The sequence below is a fragment of the Pseudobacter ginsenosidimutans genome (assembly GCF_007970185.1).
Taxonomy (GTDB): domain Bacteria; phylum Bacteroidota; class Bacteroidia; order Chitinophagales; family Chitinophagaceae; genus Pseudobacter; species Pseudobacter ginsenosidimutans.
Genome location: NZ_CP042431.1, coordinates 2,098,268 through 2,121,738, shown reverse-complemented (window position 1 = coordinate 2,121,738; position 23,471 = coordinate 2,098,268). Strand labels below are relative to the sequence as shown.

Below are 23,471 nucleotides of genomic sequence, written 5' to 3'. Positions count from 1 at the left end.
CTGCGGCCCCCGGCCCGGAATAGCTTTTTTTATTGCTGCAGAAGTGGTAATTTGATAGTTGATTCACCGTAAAAAAACGATTGTATGACCGAACCCAGACGCCTTTTCGATTGCCTGAATTATCACCTGGAACGAAAACCAATTGCCGATATGCTCTCAGCAAAGATCAACGGCAGCTGGAAAAGTTTCAGCACAAGAGAAGTGAAAGATATTGTGGACCAGCTCAGCGCAGGCCTGCTTTCCCTGGGTATCGGTCCCGGCGATAATACTGTTGAAGGCAAAGACAAGGTGGCGCTCATCGCAAAGAACAGACCTGAATGGATGATGATCGACCTGGCCGTTCAACAGATCGGAGCTGTACTTACTCCCGTTTACCCAACCATCAACGTTATAGATCTCGAGTTCATTCTCAACGACGCCAAAGTGAAGATCATCTTCGTGAATGATGAAGAGCTCTATCATAAAGTGGCCGCCATAAAAGACAGGGTGCCTACACTTCAGTTCATCTTCACCATCGAAGATGTGAGCGGCAGCCGCAACTGGACCGAACTGCTCAGTCTTTCCGACTCCGCCAACCTGGCCCGTGTTCAAAAGATCGCAGACACTATCCAATACGAAGATCTTGCTACCATTATCTATACTTCCGGGACAACCGGCACTCCCAAAGGCGTGATGCTCTCGCACAGGAATATCCTGAGCAATGTGATCGCCTGTATGCCCTGCTTCCCGCCCGGCGATAATATGCGGTCTTTGAGCTTCCTACCGCTGAACCACGTGTTCGAGAGGATGGTCACTTATCTCTACCTCTTCCGTGGCGTGGCAATCTACTATGCGGAAAGCATGGACACCATCGCAGATAACCTGCGCGAAGTGAAACCTCATATGTTCACCACCGTTCCGAGGCTCCTGGAAAAAGTCTACGAAAAGATCATGTCAAAAGGAGCAGATCTTACCGGCGTTAAAAGAAATCTGTTCTTCTGGGCGCATAGCCTGGCTACAAAATTCGAGATCAACAAGAACCAGGGCATGGTGTACAATATGCAGCTGGCACTCGCCAATAAACTTATCTTCAGCAAATGGCGTGAAGCGCTGGGCGGACAACTGCGCTGTATCGTTACCGGTGGCGCGGCCGCACAGGTTCGACTGATCCGCATCTTCACCGCCGCCGGCATTCCTATCATGGAAGGATATGGTCTTACAGAAACCTCTCCTGTGATCAGCGTGAACCGCTATGAAGTGCAGGATCGTATGTTCGGCACCGTTGGCCCGCTTATCGACGGCGTGGAAGTGAAGATCGCGGAAGACGGAGAGATCCTTTGCAAAGGCCCCAATATCATGATGGGCTATTACAAGCGCCCCGATCTCACCGCTGAATCCATCACCGACGGCTGGTACCATACCGGCGATATCGGACAGATGATAAACAACAAATACCTCAAGATCACCGACCGCAAAAAAGAACTTTTCAAAACCAGCGGCGGAAAATATGTAGCGCCGCTGCCCATCGAAAACAAACTCAAAGAGTCCAGGTTCGTGGAACAGGTAATGGTGGTAGGCCCCGAAAGAAAATTCGTAGGAGCGCTCATCGTTCCTTCTTTCTCCAATCTTAAGGACTGGGCCCGCAAGGAAGGCCTGGAAGAAATGGACAACAACAAACTGATCCGTCATCCCAAAGTGATACAGTTGTACAAAGACCTCATCGAGAATTTCAATAAATTCTTCAACCATGTTGAGCAGGTGAAAAAATTTGAACTGCTGTCGAACGAGTGGAGCATCAACACCGGAGAATTAACGCCCAAGCTCAGCATCAAAAGAAAAGTGATCATGGAAAAATACCAGGATGCTATCGATCGCATCTATCTCAATGCGGTGGCACATACTGAAGAATAAGAAATATCTCCTGTCTCATCAGGTTCTCAAATCAAAGAGGCTGCTCATTAAGAATCGAGCAGCCTCTTTGATTTGAAAATGGTATGTCCCCTGCACTGATATCAAAGTCTCCTTTATTACCGGCAGCCTCATTTGAAAACACTGACGCCTCAGAACGTTATTGCCACAGTTGAGCGAAGTTCAGTTGCCAATCCCTGTATTCTATCGCATTTTTACAGGCACACTCATTCATAAATCAATCAACTCCCGGGTATGAAATCACTACTGCTGCTATTACTGGTGTTTGCCAATATGGGCTTTACCATTGCCGGCAAAAGCTTTCAACAACCCGATCCTTCCATACCGGAGATGTTCAACAGCGCATCAATACAGGATTGTATCATTGTTGCATCACCGGATGCCAACAGGATAGTAATGAATTAATCCTTATCTGGCATCATATCTGATACAGTTACTTTTTCTAAAACTGAATCTGTTTTCAATCGAAAATTGATTGGAACTTTGTTCCTGTCAATAACCTTTTCTACTCCCCTCCCGGGACTCCAAAACGGTGTGTATGAAAACAGAAACCATTCTCCCCGAAGAATCCACGCTTGATCCGCAGGACTGGAATTCCATCCGCGCACTGGGTCATCAGATGCTGAATGATATGATCGATTATATTCAATCAGCCGCACAAAGGCCGGCCTGGAAAAAACCATCATCATATGCAGTTGCCAGTATGCAGCAACCATTGCCGGAGCTTCCGCAGGAAGCAGCCGATGTGTACGAAGATTTTTTTACGCAGGTGCTTCCCTTCAACACCAACAATATCCATCCCCGCTTCTGGGGTTGGGTACAGGGCGGCGGCACCATTACCGGCATGCTGGCCGATATGTTGGCGAGCGGCATGAATGCCAATGTGAGCATTGGAGAACATATGCCCATGTATGTAGAGCGTCAGGTGATCAACTGGGCAAAAGAAATGATGGGCTTTCCAGCCACGGCCAGCGGCATCCTGTTGAGTGGTGGCTCCCTCGCCAATATCACAGCGATGATCGTGGCAAGAAATCATTTCAACAACAACATCCGTCAGAAAGGATTGCAGTCCATGCCCTCCCAATTGATCGTGTATGGTTCTGCAGAAACGCATAACTGCGTTAGCAAAGGCATTGAAGTGATCGGTATCGGAAGCGACAACTTCAGGAAAGTACCGGTTGACGAAAACTATTGCATCGATCTCAAAGTACTAGAGCAAATGATCATCGCCGATAAAGCATCGGGGTACACTCCATTCTGCATTATCGGCAATGCCGGAACCGTCAACACAGGCGCAATCGATCCACTCACCGAACTCTCTGCTATTGCCAAAGCCTATAACTGCTGGTTCCATGTGGACGGCGCTTTCGGGGCTATCCCGAAAATATTACCCGAGTTTCAACAACGTTTGCAGGGGATCGAACTGGCGGACAGCTTAGCCTTCGACTATCACAAATGGCTATACGTAAACTATGAAGTGGCCTGCGTACTGATCAAAGACGCAGCAGCACATCGCGAAGCATTTGCGATTGCAGTCAGCTACCTGGCGAATCATGAACGCGGTCTTTCTTCCGGCCCGGACCCTTTCAGCAATTACGGCATGGAATTATCGAGAGGCTTCAAGGCCCTGAAGGTATGGATGGTAATGAAAGAGAACGGTATGCAGAAATACCGGCAGCTCGTCCGCCAGAACATACGACAGGCGCAATACCTGGCCGGTTTGATAAAACAGGAACCCTCGCTTGAACTATTGCTGGAACCATCGCTCAACATCGTTTGCTTCAGGTATGTTGGCGATACCACAGATACTGAACAACTCAATCTTCTCAACAAAGAGATCCTGATGCAATTGCATGAAAAGGGAATTGCCGCACCTACTTATACTTTCCTCAACGGGAAATATGTGATCAGGGTAGCCATCACCAATCATCGTACACGCTCATCTGATCTTGATCAATTAGTGAAAGCTGTAATACACATAGGAGGCGGGTTTTCACTCTAAAATTTAACGAATAAACTAAACAAAATGCAACCCATAACTGTAGTTTCGTATGAACCGAAATACCGTAAGGATTTCGATTATCTGAACAGGGCCTGGATCGAAAAATATTTCCGCATTGAACCTGCAGACGATTATGTGCTGTTGAACCCGGATGAAACAGTGATCAAACCAGGAGGCTCTATCCTGATTGCACTGGAGAACAACACAGCCGTTGGAGTGGTTGGTTTGAAAAAAATCAACGACACCGATTACGAGATGATCAAGATGGCCGTGAGTGAAAATTCCCAGGGGAAAGGGATCGGAGCCATTCTCGGAAAAGCCGTTATCGAAGAAGCAGCTAGGCTCGGAGCCCATAAAGTGATACTGTATTCAAATACAGGTTTACTGCCAGCCTTGTCATTGTACCGCAAACTTGGTTTTGTGGAAGTTCCTCTGGAACCTGATAACGATTACATCAGATCTGATATCAAAATGGAGCTGTTGATCAATAACAGCGCCCGCTCTTCCCGGGATGGTGAAAGCCCCCGGCAGGAACAGAACGCTGTGTTTTAAAAAGGATCCACATGAAACTCATGTTGGAAAGGACCGGACGTTTCCACGTAGGGTCCTTTTTTTATTCAAAAAGAATGCCGGGGAATTAATAACAGTACATTTGTAGCGCTAACAAAAGTATATGCTATGGCAAAGACCATCATTATCACAGGAGCAAATGGAGGACTGGGATCCGCGGTAGTAAAAAAGTTTCTCTCGGCAAACTACCGCGTGATTGCAACAGGGCACGACAGCAAGTCCCGCTTCGTTACCGATCACCCCATGTATGAGTACCATGCGCTGAACCTGGCTGATGAAACGGAAACCAGCGCTTTTGTTGATACGATGATCAGTAAGCACAAGAAGATAGATGGCGCTTTGTTACTGGCAGGAGGATTTGCCATGGGGAATATCGATACAACAGATGGCCAGGCCATCAAGGAAATGTTCTCCATCAATTTCGAAACAGCTTATTATGCGGCAAGGCCGCTCTTCAATCATATGATGCAGCAGGGTTATGGCCGAATCGTGCTGATCGGTTCCAAACCTGCACTCAATGCCACCGCAGGAAAGAATGTACTGGCCTATGCCATCACCAAGAACATGCTTTTCAAACTGGCCGAGCTTCTCAATGAAACCGCCAAAGGAACCAATGTGGTTACATCCGTTGTGGCCCCAAGTACCATCGATACAGCTGTCAACCGAAAAGACATGCCTGATGCAGACACCAGCAAATGGGTGAAGCCGGAGCAAATAGCTGACCTGCTGGATTTCATCTGCTCTGATAAAGGCGATGCCATCCGCGAGCCTGTTTACAAGATGTACAATAACGCATAGGATCAACCGATCATCAATACACTGTTCCATCCCGAAACACCATCGGGCTCACGGTGCATATTCTCGATGTCTTCCATCCACATCCTGTCGTCGATAAAGAATTTGTAATGATATTTCCCCTCGGGCAGCATGGGGATCTCGATATACCATTGCCCTTTTTTGTCGTGCTTCAGCAATAGTTTATCATGTTCCCAGTGATTGAAACTGCCGCAGAGTGCAATATGGTCGGCGCAACTGTTGTGCACCACAAAACGGATTGTCTTTTTCCGTTTGTTCACGTAAGGATATTCATGCGTTTTCATGATCGCTCCATTTTAGGATTTGCAGAAAACAATGCCTAAGCAATCAATCGTTGGTCCATACAGACGGATAGCCTACACTGAATGACGGTATGTATTTGGGAGGACGTAAAAGTTACGACAATACTCCTGGATTTCCGTAACGGAAGCGGATTAAATTATCGTAACCAGGAAAGAAAGTAAGGGTACGGATCGTATGCGTATTCAAACAAATGACGGATTAACGGGCGGGCGCTACAGTCATTACCGGGATCCTGCTTTCATTGAAGAGGAGGCGGGCAAACAGCCTGTTCACAAACCCGCTCAACAGCATTTCCTTGCCGGGATTCACCACTATCAGGTCTGCGTTGATCTGGCGGGCATACTCCAATGTGGTATCAGCAATATTGCCGCCATGCACGGTATGACATTCCACTGTGAGATTGGTGTTCTCGCGCAGTAACTGGTAAGTTTTATAGAGGTATACTTTGTTCTCTACATTGTCTTCCTCTCCGGGCTCACTCAATGCGATCAGGTGGATCCTTGCATTGAAATGCCTGGCCAGGTAACTGGCAAACATCACTTTTCTCAATGGAAGATGTGCATCCACCGGCAACACGATATTTTTGATCGCTTCCAGCCTGGCCGTTCCTTTTACGGTCAGTACCGGGCAGCCGGTCTTCTTGGAGATCCTGTTGATATTGAAAGATCTTGAAAACCGCATGGGAAGAATGCTTCGCGGCTTTTCTACGATTATGAGGTCTATTGCGTGCTGTAAAGCGTAAGAAGTAACATGCTGTTCCCTGCTGCCCCTGCGCATAGCCGTTATGAGCTGCAGGCCATCTTCCAATTGTGGCTGGAAAGCTGCCTTGAGTTCCATCATCTCCACTTCATAATCGGCCAGCTCACCTTCCGTGAGCGCCTGTACCAGATGCTTCTCTGCATCCGCCATACTATTATGCTCCACATACACCAGGTGCAGATCACACCTGAAGTGATTGGCGATCATTACCGCCTGACTGATCACCTGGCTGCTTTGTTTACTGAATTCAACAGGAACCAGGATATTATTGAACAGCTTATTCATGCTATCGGACTTCCCCTTTAAATAAAGCTATGCTTAAGTAATTAAAACCCAGTTAAGTGTGTATTAAAAGCCTATTAAAGTAAGACGCAGTAAGGGTTTCACCCTAATGAGGACGCAGACTGTCAAGCGACTTTTGAAGTTTTGCAAGCTGTTTTTCCAGCGCAATATTTACGGAGAGGATGGAATCATTTTGAAGCATCAATCGCTTCTGCTTTGAAGCAAGCTCAACGTTCTTTTGTTTGAGCATTGCGCCAGCTACCAACAGAGCGATAATACAACAAAGAGGGATCCACTGAATTAGCAATCGGTAGTTCATGCCATTTTATAAGTCGACAAATGTGATCTAAACCCCTTAAACGCGCATTAAACCAGCATTAAAAAGGAATTAAATCAACGTGAGAAAGCTTTGATACTGGGTAAAACGATGGTGAAGACGGTGCCGGCAACGATATCACTCTGCACATTGATAGCTCCTTTGTGCAATCCGATGATCCTTTTGGCCAGCGCCAGCCCCAGGCCAAATCCCTTCGTACGGGTAGCGGCAGAATTGGTACGGTAAAAGGGTTGGAAGATATGTTCGATCTCTTCTTCAGCAATCACATCACCCTGATTCTTCACGCGAATGATGATCTGCCCGCTCTGAAAACTGAGATCAACCCATGAAGTATGATCCTGCGAATACTTACATCCATTCTCCACAAAGTTCTTGATGGCGCTGTACAACAGATCGCTGTTGCCGAACACAAGGAACTCTCTGTCGTCTTCAGGGATATCTTCAAAATGCAATTCCACTTTGTAATCCGGACTGATCTTTTGTACATCCCCCATTACTTTGAACATCACTTCATCGATGCGTACTTCAACCAGTTCGATGGTCCCCTGTGAGCCCGTCTTTGCAATTTCCAGCAGGCTTTTGGTGAGTTGCTGCATCTGCTTTACGTCTTCGCGGATACTCAGCATCACCTGTTTGTATTCTTCGATATTGCGGTCCTTGTGCAGGGTAACTTCCAGTTGACTGGAGATGGAAGTGAGCGGAGTGCTCAATTCATGCGATGCATTGGAGATAAATCTGCGTTGTATCATGAAGGATTCCTGCAGACGGTTCAACAGCTCGTTGAAAGTATTGGCCAGTTGATGAAGTTCATCATGGCCGCTTCCGGCTTCCAGCCTGTGAGAAAGGTTTTGCGAAGAAATATCTTTTACTTCCTGTATGATCATGGATAACGGCCTGACCAGTTGTACCGAGAAAACCCATCCGCCGATCAGCGCAATGGCAATCCCGATCAGGAGCCCGAGAAAGAGGATATGCCGGAGTTGCACCAGCCTTGCCCACCCGTCTTCATCATAGGCAGCAACAACAATTACAATGCGATTGCGTGCATCTGTATGATGGAAGGCGATGGCTTCACGTCCTTTCACTTTGAAATAAACATCCTCATCCATGCGGGCCCTCTCCAGCACAGTCTTGTCAACTTCCGGAGTGGTTTCACCTGTTGCATTGAAAGTGTACAACTGGTTTTCCAGGTAATCGAAGATCACCACGCTCTTGCGGGGTAGTGTGCTTACAGAACCCGAATCTATCTGCGCCAGTAATTTGATACTACTGTCTCCGAAGATGGAATAGATCTGTGCATTGTTGTTGGCGCGGCCTTTCAGGCGCCTCTTGAATGCTTCGGCGCGGTCGCTGGAAGTGAAGTAATAAACACTCACACTGCTTAATAACATGATGGCAGTAGCCAGTAATGCAAAGAGGGCGGTTATTTTATACTTGATCTTCAATCAGCAATCAGGAATTTTCTTTCAGGATATAGCCCATGCCTACCTGTGTATGGATGAGTTTGGAATCGAAATCCCTGTCGAGCTTCTTACGCAGGAAGTTCACGTACACATCAATCACATTGGTTTTGGTATCGAAATCGATATCCCACACATTGAGTGCGATGTCTGCGCGGCTCACAACGCGGTTCTTATTGCGGACCAGGTATTCCAGCAATTGAAATTCTTTGGCTGTGAGGGAGATGGGCCTGTCTGCGCGCGTCACTTCCTTACTGTCGAGGTTCATCACCAGGTCGGCCACTTTGAGCATATTGCCTGAGGGGACGTTCTGGTAGATGCGTTTGAGGAGTGCGCGGATGCGAACGAGCAGTTCTTTGAAATCGAAGGGTTTTACGATATAATCATCGGCGCCGGCATCGAAGCCTTCGATCTTATCGTCTGTGGCGCTGAGGGCGGTAAGCATTACTACCGGGATCCTTTCATCGCGTTTGCGGATCTCCTTGCAAAGTTCATAACCGTTCATGCCTGGCAGGTTGATGTCCAGGATCACGAGATCGAACTTATAGCTTTCCACCATCTTTTTACCGATCAATCCATCGTAGGCGACTTCCACATGGTACTGTTGCTCCATCAGGCCTTTTCTGAGGGCTTCCGCAATCTTCTTTTCGTCTTCTACGAGCAAGATTTTGACTTCATCCATATTCATAGTTATGACTTATGCCGGCAAAAATCAGAAATAAACAGGCTTATATACAGCCGGAGCTGTAAATATCGTATTAAAAGTGAATTAAAACGCAGATTATTACCCTGGTAAAATGGGGAAGTCAGTGAACCCTGGCCGGAAGAGGAGGCCGGCAGGAAGAAGAAAAAAATGTACATAGAGATGCACATGCTGGTCGTACAGACAGAAATAGTATTCAGTAGGGTAGCAGATTGGGATGGCTTTTCATAAGAGAATTAACCTTGCCGCATCCATGCGGCCGGGTAGTTCATTGCCGGATAGTGTCACTCAATCAAGCTCAGTGTACGGAGACTTCTATCGGTTTAAAAAAGTCTGGGGTTGTTGGTTTTTGTGGTTTTTCAATAATCATTTTCACTATCAGAATTAACCAGAAAAGGAAGTAGACATTGCTCATTCAATTGAAGAGCTACTCATGTGCTTACGTGTGGAGCTGCTAAAAACCCGTTGGTTGTGTGGTGATACCTGAAGGGACTGTCCTATAAAATTAGAGAAAAATCCATTGCAGGCAATCAGGCGGATCATTTTTTTTTCCTGTTGAAGGATGCCGCTATTTAACTACACAAGCTTTAAAACAATTGTGTTTATTTCATTCCTATAAGCTCTGAAACCCTTTCTTTTTTACACTGCCGGGAGAGATCCCGTGATGCTTTTTAAAAATATCGATAAAGTTGCTCACCTTCTCATATCCCAGCATCACAGCAGCTTCATTCACAGTCAATGGTTTTTCCAACAGCAGGTTCTTGGCCAGTTGCATCTTTTTGTCGAGATAATATTCATATACGCTCTTGCCGAAAATATTCTTGAAGTGACGCTTCAAAGTGGATTCGCTCAGCGCCACCTGTTGTGCAATGGCATTGAGATTGGGAAGCGTTTTTTGCAAATGCGCTTTTAAGATAGCTTCCGCTTCCATGATCTTTTCAAAGTGAGCATCCTGCGTGGCAGGAATTCCCTGCACCCGGTGACGCAATGCATGCAACAGAAAACTATTGATCAATTTGATAGTGATGGTCCTGATCAATTGCGGATCACTGCTCTGGTTGATGGCCGCTTCGAACAATGCGTTTACTGTTACATTATCTGTGGCAGTAGCAGGTTCTATCAATACCAGAGGTTTATTATCAGCGCTTAATTTCTCCCAGAGTGATTCCAATGGAAGATTTGCTTTCTGGAACTGTTGTGCCAGCCAGAAGGCAGAAACATTTACATCTATCCATTGAGCAGGGAAATGTGGCGTGATCTCCAGGTCCATCGGAACACTGTCTGCAATCAGCAGTGTACTGCGTGTATTAGGCCTGGAGTATTGACGGTGCGCACCAATCTGTTGCCAGGTGCAATGTTCAGGCGTAAGAATAAAAATGATGGTATAGGTTTTATCAGCCCCTTCCGTTCCGGGCTTATAAAACTCCACCGGCTGATGGAAAAGCAGATTCCAGGCACGAAGTGAAAAGGCCGGCTCAGGTTGCCACCTTTGCACGATACCACGAGCCAGGCGACCGGATACCCTCAACAGGTCCTCAGCCACTACCTCTCCATTCATTTCGTGGCTCAGTTGCTCAAACTCTTGATCATGATCAATCGCAGGAAATTTGATTCTATAGTTTCTCATACTGGTTCGGGTTGACATTGGCATTTTTTTATTGCATACATACCCTATTGCTGACAGTTAGTATCATATAAAATGATACTTATCAGCAACATGTTCGGCAACATCAGACTTACTAATTGGCTACAATCAGGAAAACCAGAGTGAATTAACTAAGGATGAAGGTTTGGGTGGAGAGTTAACGATTATACCAGATCGTTAGCTCTAAAATTAGATAAACTTTTTTGTCGTGCAACTAGTTGTTGATCTTTCTCAATAATTATTTCGACTAAATAGAAACCCTAAGTGTTTATTGAACTTATACGGGTATTTTATGAATCCTTACAGGCATCTCAAAACAATACTCGTGATTAATTTTAACCGCAGAAATGATCACTGATTATTTCTTGTTCATTATCCAATTCTTTAGAAAGAACCAATAGCAACTACTCCATCCATTCAATATCCATGACTCTCTGCATGTCCCTTCAATTAAGTAACAAGTAAGCGACATCATTGTACTAGTCTGTTTGCAACTTTTTTTTCGAAAGAAGGAATTCGCTTGCGTCTGCACAGGTCTCAACCTATGCAACAGCTACTTTATTGCCCGAACGGCAGAGATGAAAGATCAGTATTGCAAGGCTCTGACAGTATTCACCTTTTAAAGACAATCCTGTCAATCACCAAATTACCGTCTATGAAACTCTGGAAATTTTACACTGTATTGCTTGTTAGTCCGTTCCTTACCATTGATCCAAACTATGCCCAGTCAACCTGGTCACGTACCCAGCTCAATGCCAATGGCATTCCTGAGCTTAGCTCTTCAAAGCACCAGCTTCCTGCATCCGCCAGCGCCAACTGGTATGCACAGATAGCTGACCACATTCAGCAACTTGAAAACAAATTCTATCCATCTGCTCAACAAAAACATTTCCGCGTTGCCAACTCCGCCAACCGCCTGGCATTTGATATTTCCCCAAAAGGATACACCGTTCAACAGGTGCAGGAGCAATACCAGGAGGTTGGCTGGAAAATGCACTTCAATATTCTCGGCGCATACAGAAAAAATTCTTTCTGGACCCCGGGGTCTTACTGTACACCTCACACAGACAAAGACATGCTCCGCTACTCCTATAATAATATAGAAGTACAATACACCAATAACAACGCAGGGCTTCGTCAGAATTTTGTCATCCGGCAAAAACCATCGGGCAAAGGAAAAATACAAATTCGCATAGCCATCGACGGTAATCTGAAACCGGTTCTGCAAAATAACCGGCTGCAGTTCCAGACAAAAGATAGTCTGCAACAAACTGTATTGTTGTATGAAGATCTCAAAGTGTGGGACAATCAGTACAAATCACTTCCTGCTGCCATGAAGCTGAAAGGCAATATCCTTACGCTGGAAGTGGATGACAGCGGCGCACAATATCCTGTTACCATCGATCCCATCAATAAGGCAGCTGACTGGAAAACCAATACAAATGGACTTCTCGCAGGACTCGGTCTTACGGGGCCGCAGATCCTCAGCTCATTGTATGGTTATGCAGTTTGTGGAGTGGGCGATGTAAACAATGATGGCTATGGAGATGTGGCCGTATCTGCACCCGGACTGATCGGTGTACTCAATGGTAATTCACTTGCCAGCGTTGGCGCTGTGTTCGTGTATTATGGTACGCCCACCGGCCTGTCCGAAACGCCTGCCAAAACATTGCAACCGAATACTGCCGTGGCCGGCGCACTCTTCGGTCTGAGCATCGATGCAGGAGATGTAACAGGCGATGGCATTAACGATATTGTTGTTGGTGCGCCTCTCGATCACCTGGAACTATCACTTGGCTTGCTCGGAAATATCGATGGCACTGTTGGAAAAGTATATGTTTTTCCAGGCGGTAACCAGGCGGCAACCAATCCCACCAATTTCCTTACACTGAATATGAATGCCAGTCATGTTACCGGCATCAGCATCAAGGCAAATGCACTCTTCGGATTTTCAGTGGCTGTAACGGAAGATCTTAACAATGATGGAAAACAAGACATCATCGTAGGTACTCCCGCTTTTGTGAAAGTAGATCTCATCCTGCTTTCCACTACTACCGGCGGTGCATTCGTTTTCCTCACCGATAAGAACAGTAACAAATTTTCCAGCATCGTGCAACTGGATCCCCCAAGTTTCAATCTCTTGGGCATCCTCAACGTTCCGCTGCTCAGCGGCATCAGTGGACTGATGTTCGGATTCAGCGTGGACGGCGTGGGCGATTTCAATAACGATGGCGCTCCGGATGTAGTGGTAGGCGCCCCCGCAGGCGTGAACATCTCCAGCCTTACCAATATCCTGAATGGACAGATCCTGGGAGGAACTGCGTATGTATATTACGGTAAGACAAACAAGACCGGCATCAACAGCAGCATTGGCACAAGACTGGAAGCTGCCTCAACCGGCCTGCTCAGCAATGCCGCCAACTTCTTTGGAATGAAAGTGAAAGGCATGCGCGGTATAGATGGAAAAAGAAATGGAAACATCGTGGTGGGTGCACCGTTAGGTGGACTTCTCTCAAACGCACTTTCTCTCAATATCAAAACCGGTAACGTACACTTCTTCAAACAAAAAGCTTCCGGTTTCAAAGGAGTCATGGCGAATGCGGACCAGGTACTGGAATCGCCCAGGCCCTCCAACCTGCTGCAGGGCTTGTTCAGCGGTACATTGCAGCTCAGCCTGCTCTTCGGTACCGCTATCGACAATGCTTATGATATGAACGGTGATGGTTATGCGGACATTGTGGTGGGAGAGCCATTATCATCCGGCGTTAATCTCGGTATGTTGCAGACCAATCTTGTGGGAGGGTCTACTTATGTCTACTACGGAAATGAGAACGGGACCTTCAACACCAAACCCGGTTTTGAAGTGTCTGCCACCTATGGCGATGAATTCCTCAGCGTTAACGCCACAGCGCTTTTCGGTTACAGTGTAACTGCAGTGCAGAAGATCACCGATCCTGCCAAAGCAGCCCTCACTGCCGGCAAAGCCGCTCCGCTGAGCTCTGTGCCTAACGGCTCTTCCAGGCTGGTAATCGGTTCTCCGCTCAGTGCACTGGACTTCAGCAGCAGCCTGCTCAACCTCAACAGCACGCTGGGCACCACTTTGAATTTCGCCGCCGGCAGCAATGGACTTGGCAAGGCATACAGCTTCGATCCACAATCAACAACACTCCCCGTTTCCATCGTTTCAATTAAAGCTGCATTAAAAAACACAGCCGTGGAAGTGAGCTGGGAAGTGCGCGAAGAACTTAACCTGAATTTTTATGAAGTTGAAAAAAGTGCAGACGGAGCTAACTGGAATAATATCGGGATGGTGTTCCCCTGGGATAATCAGCAGGTGAGCAACACCTATCGTTTCAGCGATAAACATCCATTCGATGGAATGAATTTCTATCGACTCAGGATCGTTGACAAAGATGGCAGTTTCAAATATTCCAATATCGTGGCAGCAAGAACCGGTGCACTGCCCAACAGTAGTATCAGCATTGCGCCAAATCCCGTGAAAGGCAATATCAGGGCAATTTTCAGCGGACTTCCAAAAGGCAGCTATGTAGCTGAGCTGAGGAATATTGCCGGACAATTGCACCTGATGAAAAATATCAATATCCAACAGGCAGACCAGATCGAATTCTTTGAACGCGGCCATGCTGCGCCAGGCATTTACTGGTTGACTGTTTATGACAGGAATCATCAAAAGATTGGTACAAGCAGGGTTATCGTCCAATAGGTTTGTTACGCTCGGTTAATCACAAACCTCGTTCCTCAAGTTGGGTTTAGGGGGAATACGTTCAGGGTTCTATTCACACACAGGCAAAGGGTACAGTTCATCTGTACCCTTTTTGGTTTGTTCATAAAAATGTAATTTTGCCAATAACCTTTGTATGAAGATCGGGACCACCTGCTGAAACAACCCTTTGAAACCAACGAATTATCATGTTGTAAACAGATTGCTATGGAACTTAAAAAAGTAGAGAAAATCTCTAAAGCGCTGGCTGATCCCAACAGACTTCAGATACTGAAATCCCTCCACAAGAAGCAAAGTTGTCTGTACTGTTCAGATATTAACGAAATTATAGACCTTACACAGCCGTCTATCTCCCATCACCTCAAACAACTCACTGAGGCAGAGCTGATCATATCGGAAAAAGAAGGCCGTAATGTGAAATATACCATGAACAATAAAGTGATCGACCAGTACGTACACTTCCTGGTAGCCCTCAAGGTGTAAAAATTTTTTTCAAAAAAATTATCGACATATCGAAATGTTTCGATAGGTTTGCAGTCCGATTCAATCCCAACCCCGGGATTTTTTTTAAAGTTAATACATCGAAACATTTCGATACATCTATTTAAACTGAGAGTTATGAACCGCTTATTACCGACCAGACCTATCGATCACCGGCTCCGGACATCCTCCGCACCGGCTATGAAATCAACTCCGATTGCCACCAGCCTTTTACTCATACTGAGCCTTCCCCTGATGATCTTCCTGCATGCCTGTGCCAGCCGTGCCAATGAACCGGCGCCTTCCGCCAGTACAGCCATCGCTGCCGCACCCGGCATTCCCGCAGATGCGCATGTGGTAACACCAGGAGAAGTGAAACAGCTCCTCGAGATCACCGGCACCCTGGCCGCCAACCAGGAAGTAGCCATCTCCAGCGAGCTGACCAAAAAGGTGGTGAGCGTTCCCGTTAGAGAAGGAAATATTGTTGCCAAAGGCACTTTGCTCTTCCAACTGGATGATGCAGACCTCCAGGCACAACTGGAAAGGCTCCGTCAACAGGAAAAACTTGCCGCCCTCAATGAAGGTCGCATGAAAGACCTGATTGCACACGATGCCGCTTCGCAACAGGACTATGACCAGGCAGCCACCAATCTGGCCGTGTTGAAAGCAGAGATCCGTGCCTTGCAGACCACTATAGACAAAACCAGGATCCGCGCACCTTTCAGTGGACGGATCGGTATCATCCGCACGTATCCCGGTGCACTGGTCAGCCCCAGCGCTCCACTCACTACCATTGTGGACGATGCGCAGTTGAAAGTGGAATTCTCTGTTCCTGAAAAATATGCCACATTGGTTACTCCAGGAAAAGCGCAAACCTTTACAGTGGAAGGTGACAGTACCGAATACAAAGCAACCGTGACCTCCAAGGAATCCTTTGTTGATCAGTCTACCAGAACCCTGATGGTGAGGGCGCTTGCACCCAACCCGAAGAATAAACTGGTAGTAGGACAAAGCGCCAGGCTGGCCATAGCACTGCGCACATCCGGAGACGCACTGCAGATCCCCAGCCAGAGCCTGATGCCTTCTTCACAAGGATATTCCGTTTTCCTGCTGAAAAGTGGAAAAGCAGCATTGACCCCTGTAGTGGTAGGACAACGTGATGCCAACAATGTACAGATCACCAGTGGAATTCACATAGGCGACACCGTTATAGTCAGTAACCAGCTCCGCCTGAGTCCCAATGCTGATGTGCGCATCGTGAACATCAAATAGTCCGCTCTTCGCTTCAAAGGTTTTAGTTTTTATCTCCGTCCCTTCTCAGCATAAATTTTTTATCGCACAACAACTAAACGGGCAGTGTATTCCACTGCACTGCCCTTCTATTGACCATTTACAAATAAATATATGAGCGCCATTTCACAAATGAGCATCTCCAGGCCGGTACTGGCGGGGGTGATGTCAGTCCTTTTGATCTTATTTGGCATAGTGGGCTACACGTTCCTCGGTACACGTGAGTATCCTGTAACAGATTCGCCCATCGTAACCGTTACCACGGTGTATCCCGGCGCCAGCGCCGATATCATCGCCTCGCAGGTGACCAAACCACTGGAAGAAGCGATCGCCGAAGCCAACGGCATCCGCGCCCTCTCTTCTGTGAGCCGTGAACAGGTGAGCATCATCACCGTGGAATTCAATATGAATGCCGATCTCGAAGCCGCAGCCAATGACGTGCGCGATAAGGTTTCTAAATCACGTCAGCAGTTGCCCACAGATATCGAGCCTACCATCGTGGAGAAAGCTGGTCCGCCGGACTTCCTCGTTTTCCTTACCGTACAGAGTGATACCAAAAGTCTTGAAGACATTACAGACTTTGTAACCATCAATATCAAAGAACGCCTGCAATCCATTCCCGGTGTGCGCTTGGTAGATACCTATGCCGGCCGCAGACGCGCCATGCGCCTGAGAATGGACCCCGTTAAACTTTCATCCTATGGCCTTTCTCCTGCAGATATTCAGAATGCGCTGCAGCGTGAGAACGTAGATCTTCCAAGTGGACGGATCGAAGGACAACAAACAGAAATGACCCTCCGCACGCTGGGGCGACTGGTGACCGAAGAGGATTTCAATAACATGATCATCAGTGAAAAAAATGGAGCTATCGTTCGCTTCCGCGATGTAGGACAAGCCATCATGAGCTCGCAGAACGAACGCACAGCGATGATCGTGGCGGAAGGACAACAAGCCCGCTATGGCGTGGGCACAGGTGTGCAGCCACAACGTGGCGCCAACTCCCTCGCCATCGTGGATGAATTCAACAAACGTTTCGAAGACATTATCAAATCTGCTCCGAAGGATTACAATATCAGGCTTGGTAAAGATTTCACCGTTCCTGTAAAGAACTCACTCGATGAAGTGGAAGAGACTTTGATACTCGCATTCGGACTTGTTACCATCATCATCTTCATCTTCCTGCGCGACTGGCGCAGTACGCTGATCCCGCTGGTAGCGATCCCTGTATCAATCATCTCCGCCTTCTTCATCATGTACCTGGCGGATTACTCCATCAACGTACTCACCTTGCTAGGTCTTGTATTAGCGATTGGGTTGGTAGTGGACGATGCCATCGTGGTACTTGAAAATATCTACTCGAAAGTGGAGCAGGGCATGGGTCCTGTGGAAGCAGCACGGAAAGGGTCAAACGAAATTTACTTTGCCGTTATCTCCACTACCGTTACGCTCGCCGCTGTATTCCTGCCGATCATGTTCTTAGGTGGTATCACCGGTAAACTGTTCAAAGAATTTGTGGTGGTGGTAGCAGGTTCTGTACTGATCTCCGCTTTTGTTGCATTGACCTTGTCGCCCATGATGAGCGCATATCTCCTGAAAGCCGGCGCACATCACAACTGGCTCTATCGCAAAACAGAACCTTTCTTCGTGAAGCTGAACAACGGATATGAGAACCTGCTACGCGGATTCATGCGATTCCGTTGGTTAGGATTTGCATTGCTGTTGTTCTCTTTCGGTATCGCCTACCTGCTGGCACCCAAGCTTCCCTCTGAGCTCGCTCCGCTGGAAGACCGCTCCCTGGTTGGATTAGCGGTGATTGCACCGGAAGGGACATCTTTCGAGAGCATGGAAGAATCCATGAAAGAGATCAGCAACTATGTAGCCGATTCCATTCCTGACCTCAATAACAATGTGACCTATGCTTCAGTGGCCGCCGGTAGCGGAAACCTCGTTCTACCTCCCAACAGTGGCTTCCAATGGGTATTCCTTGAAGACCCGCACAAAAGGAAGAGCGGTATGACGCAACAACAGGTATACGATAAACTGGTAGCTGCGAGTGGACGGTTCAGGAATGTGATCGTGATCCCGATCCAGATCCCCACTATCGGAGGATTCGCTTCCAATCAACCGATCGAATATGTAGTGCAGGCGCCGGACCTGAAGAGCCTGATAGACGTGATGCCGAAACTTACCGGCGCAGCTTACGGCAGCAAGAAGCTCTCTTTCGTGAATCCTGACTTCAAAGTGAACAGACCCGAGATCAGCATTTCCATCGATCGTCAGCGTGCTGCACAACTGGGCATCTCCACACAGGAGATCGGCCGTACACTGCAACTGGCGCTCAGTGGTAGACGTTATGGCTACTTCATTTACAACGACCGTCAGTATGAAGTGATCGGACAACTGGAAAGATCAGAGCGATCAACGCCTGAAAATCTCCGTTCACTTTTCCTGAAATCGTCCAACGATGAAATGGTGCCGCTGGATAACCTGGTGAGTTTGAAAGAAGGGATCAGCCCGCCTGCCATCTACCGCTACAACCAAAGCTATAGTGTGACCATCCAGGCCACACCTGCTCCCGGAGTTAGTATGGGAGAGGCTTTGGAAGAAATGGACAAGATCGCGAAAGACAATCTGCCTGCGGGTTTCAGGACTTCACTCGCCGGTCAGAGCCGCGATTACAAGGAGAGCAGTTCCAGTCTTGTATTTGCATTCATCTTCGCCATCATCCTGATCTACCTGGTACTGGCAGCACAGTTCGAGAGCCTGATCGATCCATTCATCATCCTTCTTACTGTTCCGATGGCGGTTACCGGCGCGTTGCTGAGCCTTTGGGTGAGCGATAGTTCCATCAATATCTTCAGCCAGATCGGGATGATCATGCTGATAGGGTTGATCACCAAGAACGGTATCCTGATTGTGGAATTCGCGAATCACCGGAAGCAGGAAGGATTGAGTGTGCGCGATGCCGTTATATCCGCCGCCGCGTCCCGCTTCAGGCCCATCCTGATGACAACGCTCGCAATGATCTTCGGCGCCCTGCCCATTGCCTTGAGTTTAGGAAATTCATCCGGTAGCCGTGCATCACTGGGTATTGTGGTGGTAGGCGGGCTCGTATTCGCAGGTGTACTCACCCTCTTCGTGATCCCTGCTGTTTACAGTTACTTCAGCCGCAAAACCAAACCCGTACAAAACAACACGAATGGAACTGCAGTTTCACCTGTGGCTCCCACTCTTCAACACAACACAGTTTTATCATGAGATTACAATCCTTTCCCCGCTATATATTCCTGTCTTTGCTGATTGCCGGTAGCTCCTTTGTGAGCACGGCACAGCAGGCAAGAAGTCTCAGTCTGCAGGATGCAGTGCTGCTGGCATCGCAACATAACAGAACATTGAAAGCAAATGCCCTGGATATTTCTATCGCCGGTGAGCAGGTGCGGGTAGCGAAAAGTCTTTCGCTGCCTGCCGCCCAACTGGGAGCAGCTTACACTCATTATTTTGCATTACCCGCGTTCTTCGGATTTGGTGAGAATGGCAGTAATAGTAAGATCCCTTATTCCAGGATCGGTGGCCGCGATCAGTTCTCCGGAACATTGAGCGCAAGCTATCCGGTGTACAATCCGGTAGCAGCGCCATCACGCAGAGCTGCACAGCTACAGGAGAATATGAGCAGGGCTTACTACCGGCAATCATCAATTGATATAGCTGCTGATGTTCAGCAGACCTATCTCGGTATACTGGTTCTGGCTGAGCGATTGAAACTGCAGCATGAGAGCCTTCAACGTAATGAAAAGGCATTAGCCGATTCAAGATCATTACTGGCGCAAGGCCGTGGCCTTCGCGTAGACACCCTGCGCGCCTTCACCGCAGTGCAGAATTTACAACCCGATATCCTTAAACTCAATTACGCGATAGAAGTAGGAAAACAACAACTCATCACACTGATGGGGCTGGACTCGCTTGCCACTATATCACTTACAGATTCCCTGGCTGTGAGGTCGACCGAAGCTATTCCTGATGAGAACAGTTTATATGAAGAAGCGCTTCGCCAGCGTCCGGACCTGCAGGCGCTTGCCCTGCAACAACAGGTAAGTGAGCAACAGGCCTCACTGGCAAAAGCCGCGAGATTGCCGGTTGTTAGTATCGTTGGACAATACCAGCTCCAGAGCCAGGCCCGCAAATTCGATTTCGCGAATGCCTACTGGCCATCCGCTTCCTTTGCAGGAGCGCAGGTGGTGCTGCCCCTGTTCACAGGATTCAGTAACCAGGCAAAGATCAAACAGGCTGAACTGGCACAACAACAATCCGGGATCCGGATCACAGAAGCACAACAGTCGCTGAAGACCACAGTAAAACAAGTGATCGCTAACCTGAAAGAGACACATGACAGGATGCAGACACAATTGAAAGTTAAAGAGACCGCATTGCTGAGTTATGATATTGTAGCGTACAGGTACGCGAAAGGAGTAACCTCAAGATTGGAACTGACCGATGCAGAACTGGCTTTGACCACAGCACAATTAAATTATCTGGAAGCAGTATTTGAATACCTCAGTGCAGAGATCGATCTGGCGAGAACGAGAGGTAATGAGGGATTGGCAAAGTAGAAGAGAAGGATTAGGAACGAAAGTTTGTGTTCATATATGGTTGTGTCTCAGTATAGAGGTTGTGTTTCGCCTCACCTGAAAGGGTGAGGCTTTTTGTTGGATCAAACAGCAAATGCCGGCTGCATGGCAGCAATTTCATTGCGCGGGATCCCTATCCCAGAAGCAGTTTTCTGCCATGCAGCAACCACTTTCTTCATTTTCGAAATAAGTGATTTAGCATCCTTATGACTTACACGGAATTTTTCTGCTACTTCCAAAGCAAGTTCCAGGTCTAACAAATTACTATAGCGATCAATATTCAATGAGAGGCCATTCGAAAATGGAACAGGGTTGATATCATAGGCGGGCGACAGTATCCATCCTTTTGCAGTCAGCAGGAATCCATGATTCCGTAAATGGTCATCGGAATTGCTGATACAAATATTGAAAACAATCCGCATCCAGAGCTCTCTCATATCTGCAGTAGCGTTCCCTCCATTTGAAGCAAGGAAATCCATTATCTCCAGGTAGGATGCGCCCGCAGCAGCATCTGCTCCATCATTGCGCCCAAGTAATGTCATGGCGCTGGCAAAATGGGTCCTTGAGTCTCCCACACGGTCGAATCGTTTTGAAAGATAGGTATGATGCTCTTTCGTCAACTTTTTAATTTGTCCTTCCGCCACATTGAGACCTGCTTTCCGGGCAAGCTCATTCACAACCCATTCCCATCCACCGATATTCCTGTCATCTCTTTTGCTGGGAAACTTTGCAATCCACAACTGTCCCTTTGGATCAATCACACTTGCTTTGGGTCTGGCTCCTCCCAAAGAAGAACCGGGAGAGATCAGCATATTAAGCCACTGAGCAAATGCCGGATCGGAAATGGCATTATCGTCTTCTAAATGCAAACTGGCTTCCTCCAGAGTCCTTAAAGATGCTACAGGTGGCGCAGCCAGGGCAATATCTTCATTTTGAAACGGGCCATCCTCCGACAATTTAAATCGTAATGCGCCCATTCTGTATTGATCAGATACTCCTAATAAATAATCACTCTCGAGTAGTGTTACAGGTTTTCGTTTTTCTTTCATCGCCTTAAGCTGCTCTCTACGCTGCATCAGTACCCGTCCCCATCTGTCCGGGCTGGAGTCAAGAAAAAGTCCAAAATTCGGCTTCCCCTTACTGTTATATTGGGGCCCATCATAAAAACCCAGATCGGGATCGAGCAATAAAGCCACACTGTTTTCCAACCAATCTGTTGAGTAAGAAAAAGAAAATACTTCTTTTCCCCGTAACTGGTCAACATGAAGACTGCCCATCTGCATGGGCTTTTTCAGATCTCTCCAGTCCGCGTAAACCAGTATCTCCCTATTTCCTGATTGCGTTTTCATTTCTTATTTTTCTTTGTCTTACCAGACAACAATTGGATATCCTGCAGCTTCCTTCCCAGAGGATCATCGCCCCGGAAAAAATCGACTATATCCAATCTGAGAGCATGTAAAATACTGATAAGACTAACGAGCGACATGTTAGATTCTCCACTTTCGATCAATTGCAAAGTTGACCTGGAAATCCCGGCCCTGTCTGCTACCTGTGAAGCAGATAAGCCCCTTCGGTACCTGGCTAATTTCAGGTTGTGGCCAACTTCCTTCAACAGGTCCTCCGTTGAAGGTCCCACATTCAGCTCCTTTTTTGACATGTCCGAAATTTCATTCAAAATTATAACAAAATGACTGATAAATCATACACCCAATAAACCAATATTGATTTATCGGGCTATTTAAACAAAAAATGACCGATAAATCGGTCATTTTTCTGAATTCGTTTATTTATTTACAAAAACCCAAGCTCCAGCTTCGCTTCCTCGCTCATCATATCCCTGTTCCAGGGTGGGTCGAAAGTCAGCATCACATTCGCATCTTTCACTCCTTCCACTTCCCTGATCTTCTCATCCACTTCACGGATGATCTCGCCGGCAACCGGACAGGCAGGCGCGGTGAGGGTCATGCTCAAATTCACGTAACCATCATCGTTAATAGTTACAGAATAGATCAGTCCCAGCTCCACGATATTCACCGGTATCTCCGGGTCAAAAACCGTTCTGAGCTTTTCGTAAATATCCATTTCTATTTTCACCTTGTTCAGCATAGCGGAGGATTTTACTTTGCTTGTGTCTGCAGGGCCACTGCATACAATTTCATTTGCTTGATCATGGAGAGCAGGCCGTTGCTGCGGGTAACGGAGAGGTGTTCACGAAGCCCTACCTTATCCACGAAATACAATTCCGCATTCGCGATCTCAGCTGGAGTATGATCACTTAGCACTTTCACTACCATGCTCACCAGACCTTTGGTGATGATGGCATCACTGTCAGCAGTGAAGATCACTTTCCCATCTTTGTAATCTGCATGGAGCCACACACGGCTCTGGCAACCACGAATTAGATTATCATCCGTTTTGTATTGCTCATCGATGAGTGGCAACTCTTTTCCCAGTTGGATGATGTATTCATATTTCTCCATCCAGTCTGTAAAAAGTGAGAAATCTTCTATCAGTTCGTCCTGTATTTCGTTGATGGTCATATTGGCTCT

Annotated in this window: 20 protein-coding genes; 10 read left to right on the top strand and 10 right to left on the bottom strand. The window is 47.2% G+C overall.

Annotated elements, in window-relative coordinates; all coding sequences use genetic code 11:
- Nucleotides 1-84: 84 nt before the first annotated feature.
- From FSB84_RS08705 to FSB84_RS08690, 5 genes are all read left to right on the top strand, one after another.
- Nucleotides 85-1,890, top strand: a complete 1,806-nt coding sequence (locus tag FSB84_RS08705; protein ID WP_130541930.1) for an AMP-dependent synthetase/ligase — start codon at nucleotides 85-87, stop codon at nucleotides 1,888-1,890.
- Between the two features lie 252 nt (nucleotides 1,891-2,142).
- Complete coding sequence (locus FSB84_RS30645; protein WP_158643821.1) at nucleotides 2,143-2,313, top strand: hypothetical protein; 171 nt, start codon at nucleotides 2,143-2,145, stop codon at nucleotides 2,311-2,313.
- A 133-nt stretch (nucleotides 2,314-2,446) separates the two neighbouring features.
- A complete protein-coding gene (locus FSB84_RS08700) occupies nucleotides 2,447-3,910 on the top strand; it encodes a pyridoxal phosphate-dependent decarboxylase family protein (protein WP_130541931.1) in 1,464 nt (487 codons plus the stop codon).
- Nucleotides 3,911-3,934: 24 nt separating this feature from the next.
- Nucleotides 3,935-4,462: a GNAT family N-acetyltransferase gene (locus tag FSB84_RS08695; protein ID WP_130541932.1), complete on the top strand. Its 528-nt coding sequence runs from the start codon at nucleotides 3,935-3,937 to the stop codon at nucleotides 4,460-4,462.
- A 126-nt stretch (nucleotides 4,463-4,588) separates the two neighbouring features.
- Entirely contained in the window at nucleotides 4,589-5,278 is a 690-nt protein-coding gene (locus tag FSB84_RS08690) for an SDR family NAD(P)-dependent oxidoreductase (RefSeq protein WP_130541933.1), read from the top strand.
- 2 nt (nucleotides 5,279-5,280) lie between these two features.
- Here the strand turns inward: FSB84_RS08690 and FSB84_RS08685 are convergent, their stop codons facing one another.
- The 6 genes from FSB84_RS08685 to FSB84_RS08660 all read right to left on the bottom strand — a co-directional run bounded on the left by FSB84_RS08685 (nucleotide 5,281) and on the right by FSB84_RS08660 (nucleotide 10,767).
- Entirely contained in the window at nucleotides 5,281-5,580 is a 300-nt protein-coding gene (locus FSB84_RS08685) for a hypothetical protein (protein ID WP_130541934.1), read from the bottom strand.
- 217 nt (nucleotides 5,581-5,797) lie between these two features.
- Nucleotides 5,798-6,643 (bottom strand): universal stress protein, encoded by an 846-nt coding sequence (locus FSB84_RS08680; RefSeq protein WP_130541935.1) that lies wholly within the window; start codon nucleotides 6,641-6,643, stop codon nucleotides 5,798-5,800.
- A gap of 103 nt (nucleotides 6,644-6,746) precedes the next feature.
- Entirely contained in the window at nucleotides 6,747-6,959 is a 213-nt protein-coding gene (locus tag FSB84_RS08675; RefSeq protein ID WP_130541936.1) for a hypothetical protein, read from the bottom strand.
- Nucleotides 6,960-7,033: 74 nt separating this feature from the next.
- A complete protein-coding gene (locus tag FSB84_RS08670) occupies nucleotides 7,034-8,422 on the bottom strand; it encodes a sensor histidine kinase (RefSeq protein ID WP_130541937.1) in 1,389 nt (462 codons plus the stop codon).
- 7 nt (nucleotides 8,423-8,429) lie between these two features.
- Complete coding sequence (locus FSB84_RS08665; RefSeq protein WP_130541938.1) at nucleotides 8,430-9,119, bottom strand: response regulator transcription factor; 690 nt, start codon at nucleotides 9,117-9,119, stop codon at nucleotides 8,430-8,432.
- Nucleotides 9,120-9,753: 634 nt separating this feature from the next.
- Nucleotides 9,754-10,767 (bottom strand): helix-turn-helix transcriptional regulator, encoded by a 1,014-nt coding sequence (locus FSB84_RS08660; protein ID WP_158643820.1) that lies wholly within the window; start codon nucleotides 10,765-10,767, stop codon nucleotides 9,754-9,756.
- Nucleotides 10,768-11,440: 673 nt separating this feature from the next.
- Here FSB84_RS08660 and FSB84_RS08655 point away from each other — a divergent pair.
- The 5 genes from FSB84_RS08655 to FSB84_RS08635 all read left to right on the top strand — a co-directional run bounded on the left by FSB84_RS08655 (nucleotide 11,441) and on the right by FSB84_RS08635 (nucleotide 20,904).
- Entirely contained in the window at nucleotides 11,441-14,509 is a 3,069-nt protein-coding gene (locus FSB84_RS08655; protein ID WP_158643819.1) for an integrin alpha, read from the top strand.
- A 225-nt stretch (nucleotides 14,510-14,734) separates the two neighbouring features.
- Nucleotides 14,735-15,010, top strand: a complete 276-nt coding sequence (locus FSB84_RS08650) for an ArsR/SmtB family transcription factor (RefSeq protein ID WP_130541941.1) — start codon at nucleotides 14,735-14,737, stop codon at nucleotides 15,008-15,010.
- Nucleotides 15,011-15,145: 135 nt separating this feature from the next.
- Nucleotides 15,146-16,279 (top strand): efflux RND transporter periplasmic adaptor subunit, encoded by a 1,134-nt coding sequence (locus FSB84_RS08645; protein WP_225980015.1) that lies wholly within the window; start codon nucleotides 15,146-15,148, stop codon nucleotides 16,277-16,279.
- Between the two features lie 132 nt (nucleotides 16,280-16,411).
- Nucleotides 16,412-19,555: an efflux RND transporter permease subunit gene (locus FSB84_RS08640; RefSeq protein WP_130541942.1), complete on the top strand. Its 3,144-nt coding sequence runs from the start codon at nucleotides 16,412-16,414 to the stop codon at nucleotides 19,553-19,555.
- Nucleotides 19,552-20,904: a TolC family protein gene (locus tag FSB84_RS08635; RefSeq protein ID WP_130541943.1), complete on the top strand. Its 1,353-nt coding sequence runs from the start codon at nucleotides 19,552-19,554 to the stop codon at nucleotides 20,902-20,904. The genes FSB84_RS08640 and FSB84_RS08635 overlap by 4 nt, the downstream gene beginning before the upstream one ends.
- Before the next feature lie 101 nt (nucleotides 20,905-21,005).
- On the opposite strand, the gene FSB84_RS08630 is transcribed toward FSB84_RS08635, so the two are convergent.
- The 4 genes from FSB84_RS08630 to FSB84_RS08615 form a co-directional block, all read right to left on the bottom strand.
- On the bottom strand, nucleotides 21,006-22,271 hold the full coding sequence (locus tag FSB84_RS08630) for a type II toxin-antitoxin system HipA family toxin (RefSeq protein ID WP_130541944.1): 1,266 nt from the start codon (nucleotides 22,269-22,271) through the stop codon (nucleotides 21,006-21,008).
- Entirely contained in the window at nucleotides 22,268-22,579 is a 312-nt protein-coding gene (locus tag FSB84_RS08625) for a helix-turn-helix domain-containing protein (protein WP_130541945.1), read from the bottom strand. The genes FSB84_RS08630 and FSB84_RS08625 overlap by 4 nt, the downstream gene beginning before the upstream one ends.
- 134 nt (nucleotides 22,580-22,713) lie before the next feature.
- Nucleotides 22,714-23,028, bottom strand: coding sequence for an iron-sulfur cluster assembly protein (locus tag FSB84_RS08620; protein ID WP_130541946.1), 315 nt, complete (start codon nucleotides 23,026-23,028; stop codon nucleotides 22,714-22,716).
- A gap of 11 nt (nucleotides 23,029-23,039) precedes the next feature.
- A complete protein-coding gene (locus tag FSB84_RS08615) occupies nucleotides 23,040-23,462 on the bottom strand; it encodes a SufE family protein (RefSeq protein ID WP_130541947.1) in 423 nt (140 codons plus the stop codon).
- Nucleotides 23,463-23,471: the final 9 nt, after the last annotated feature.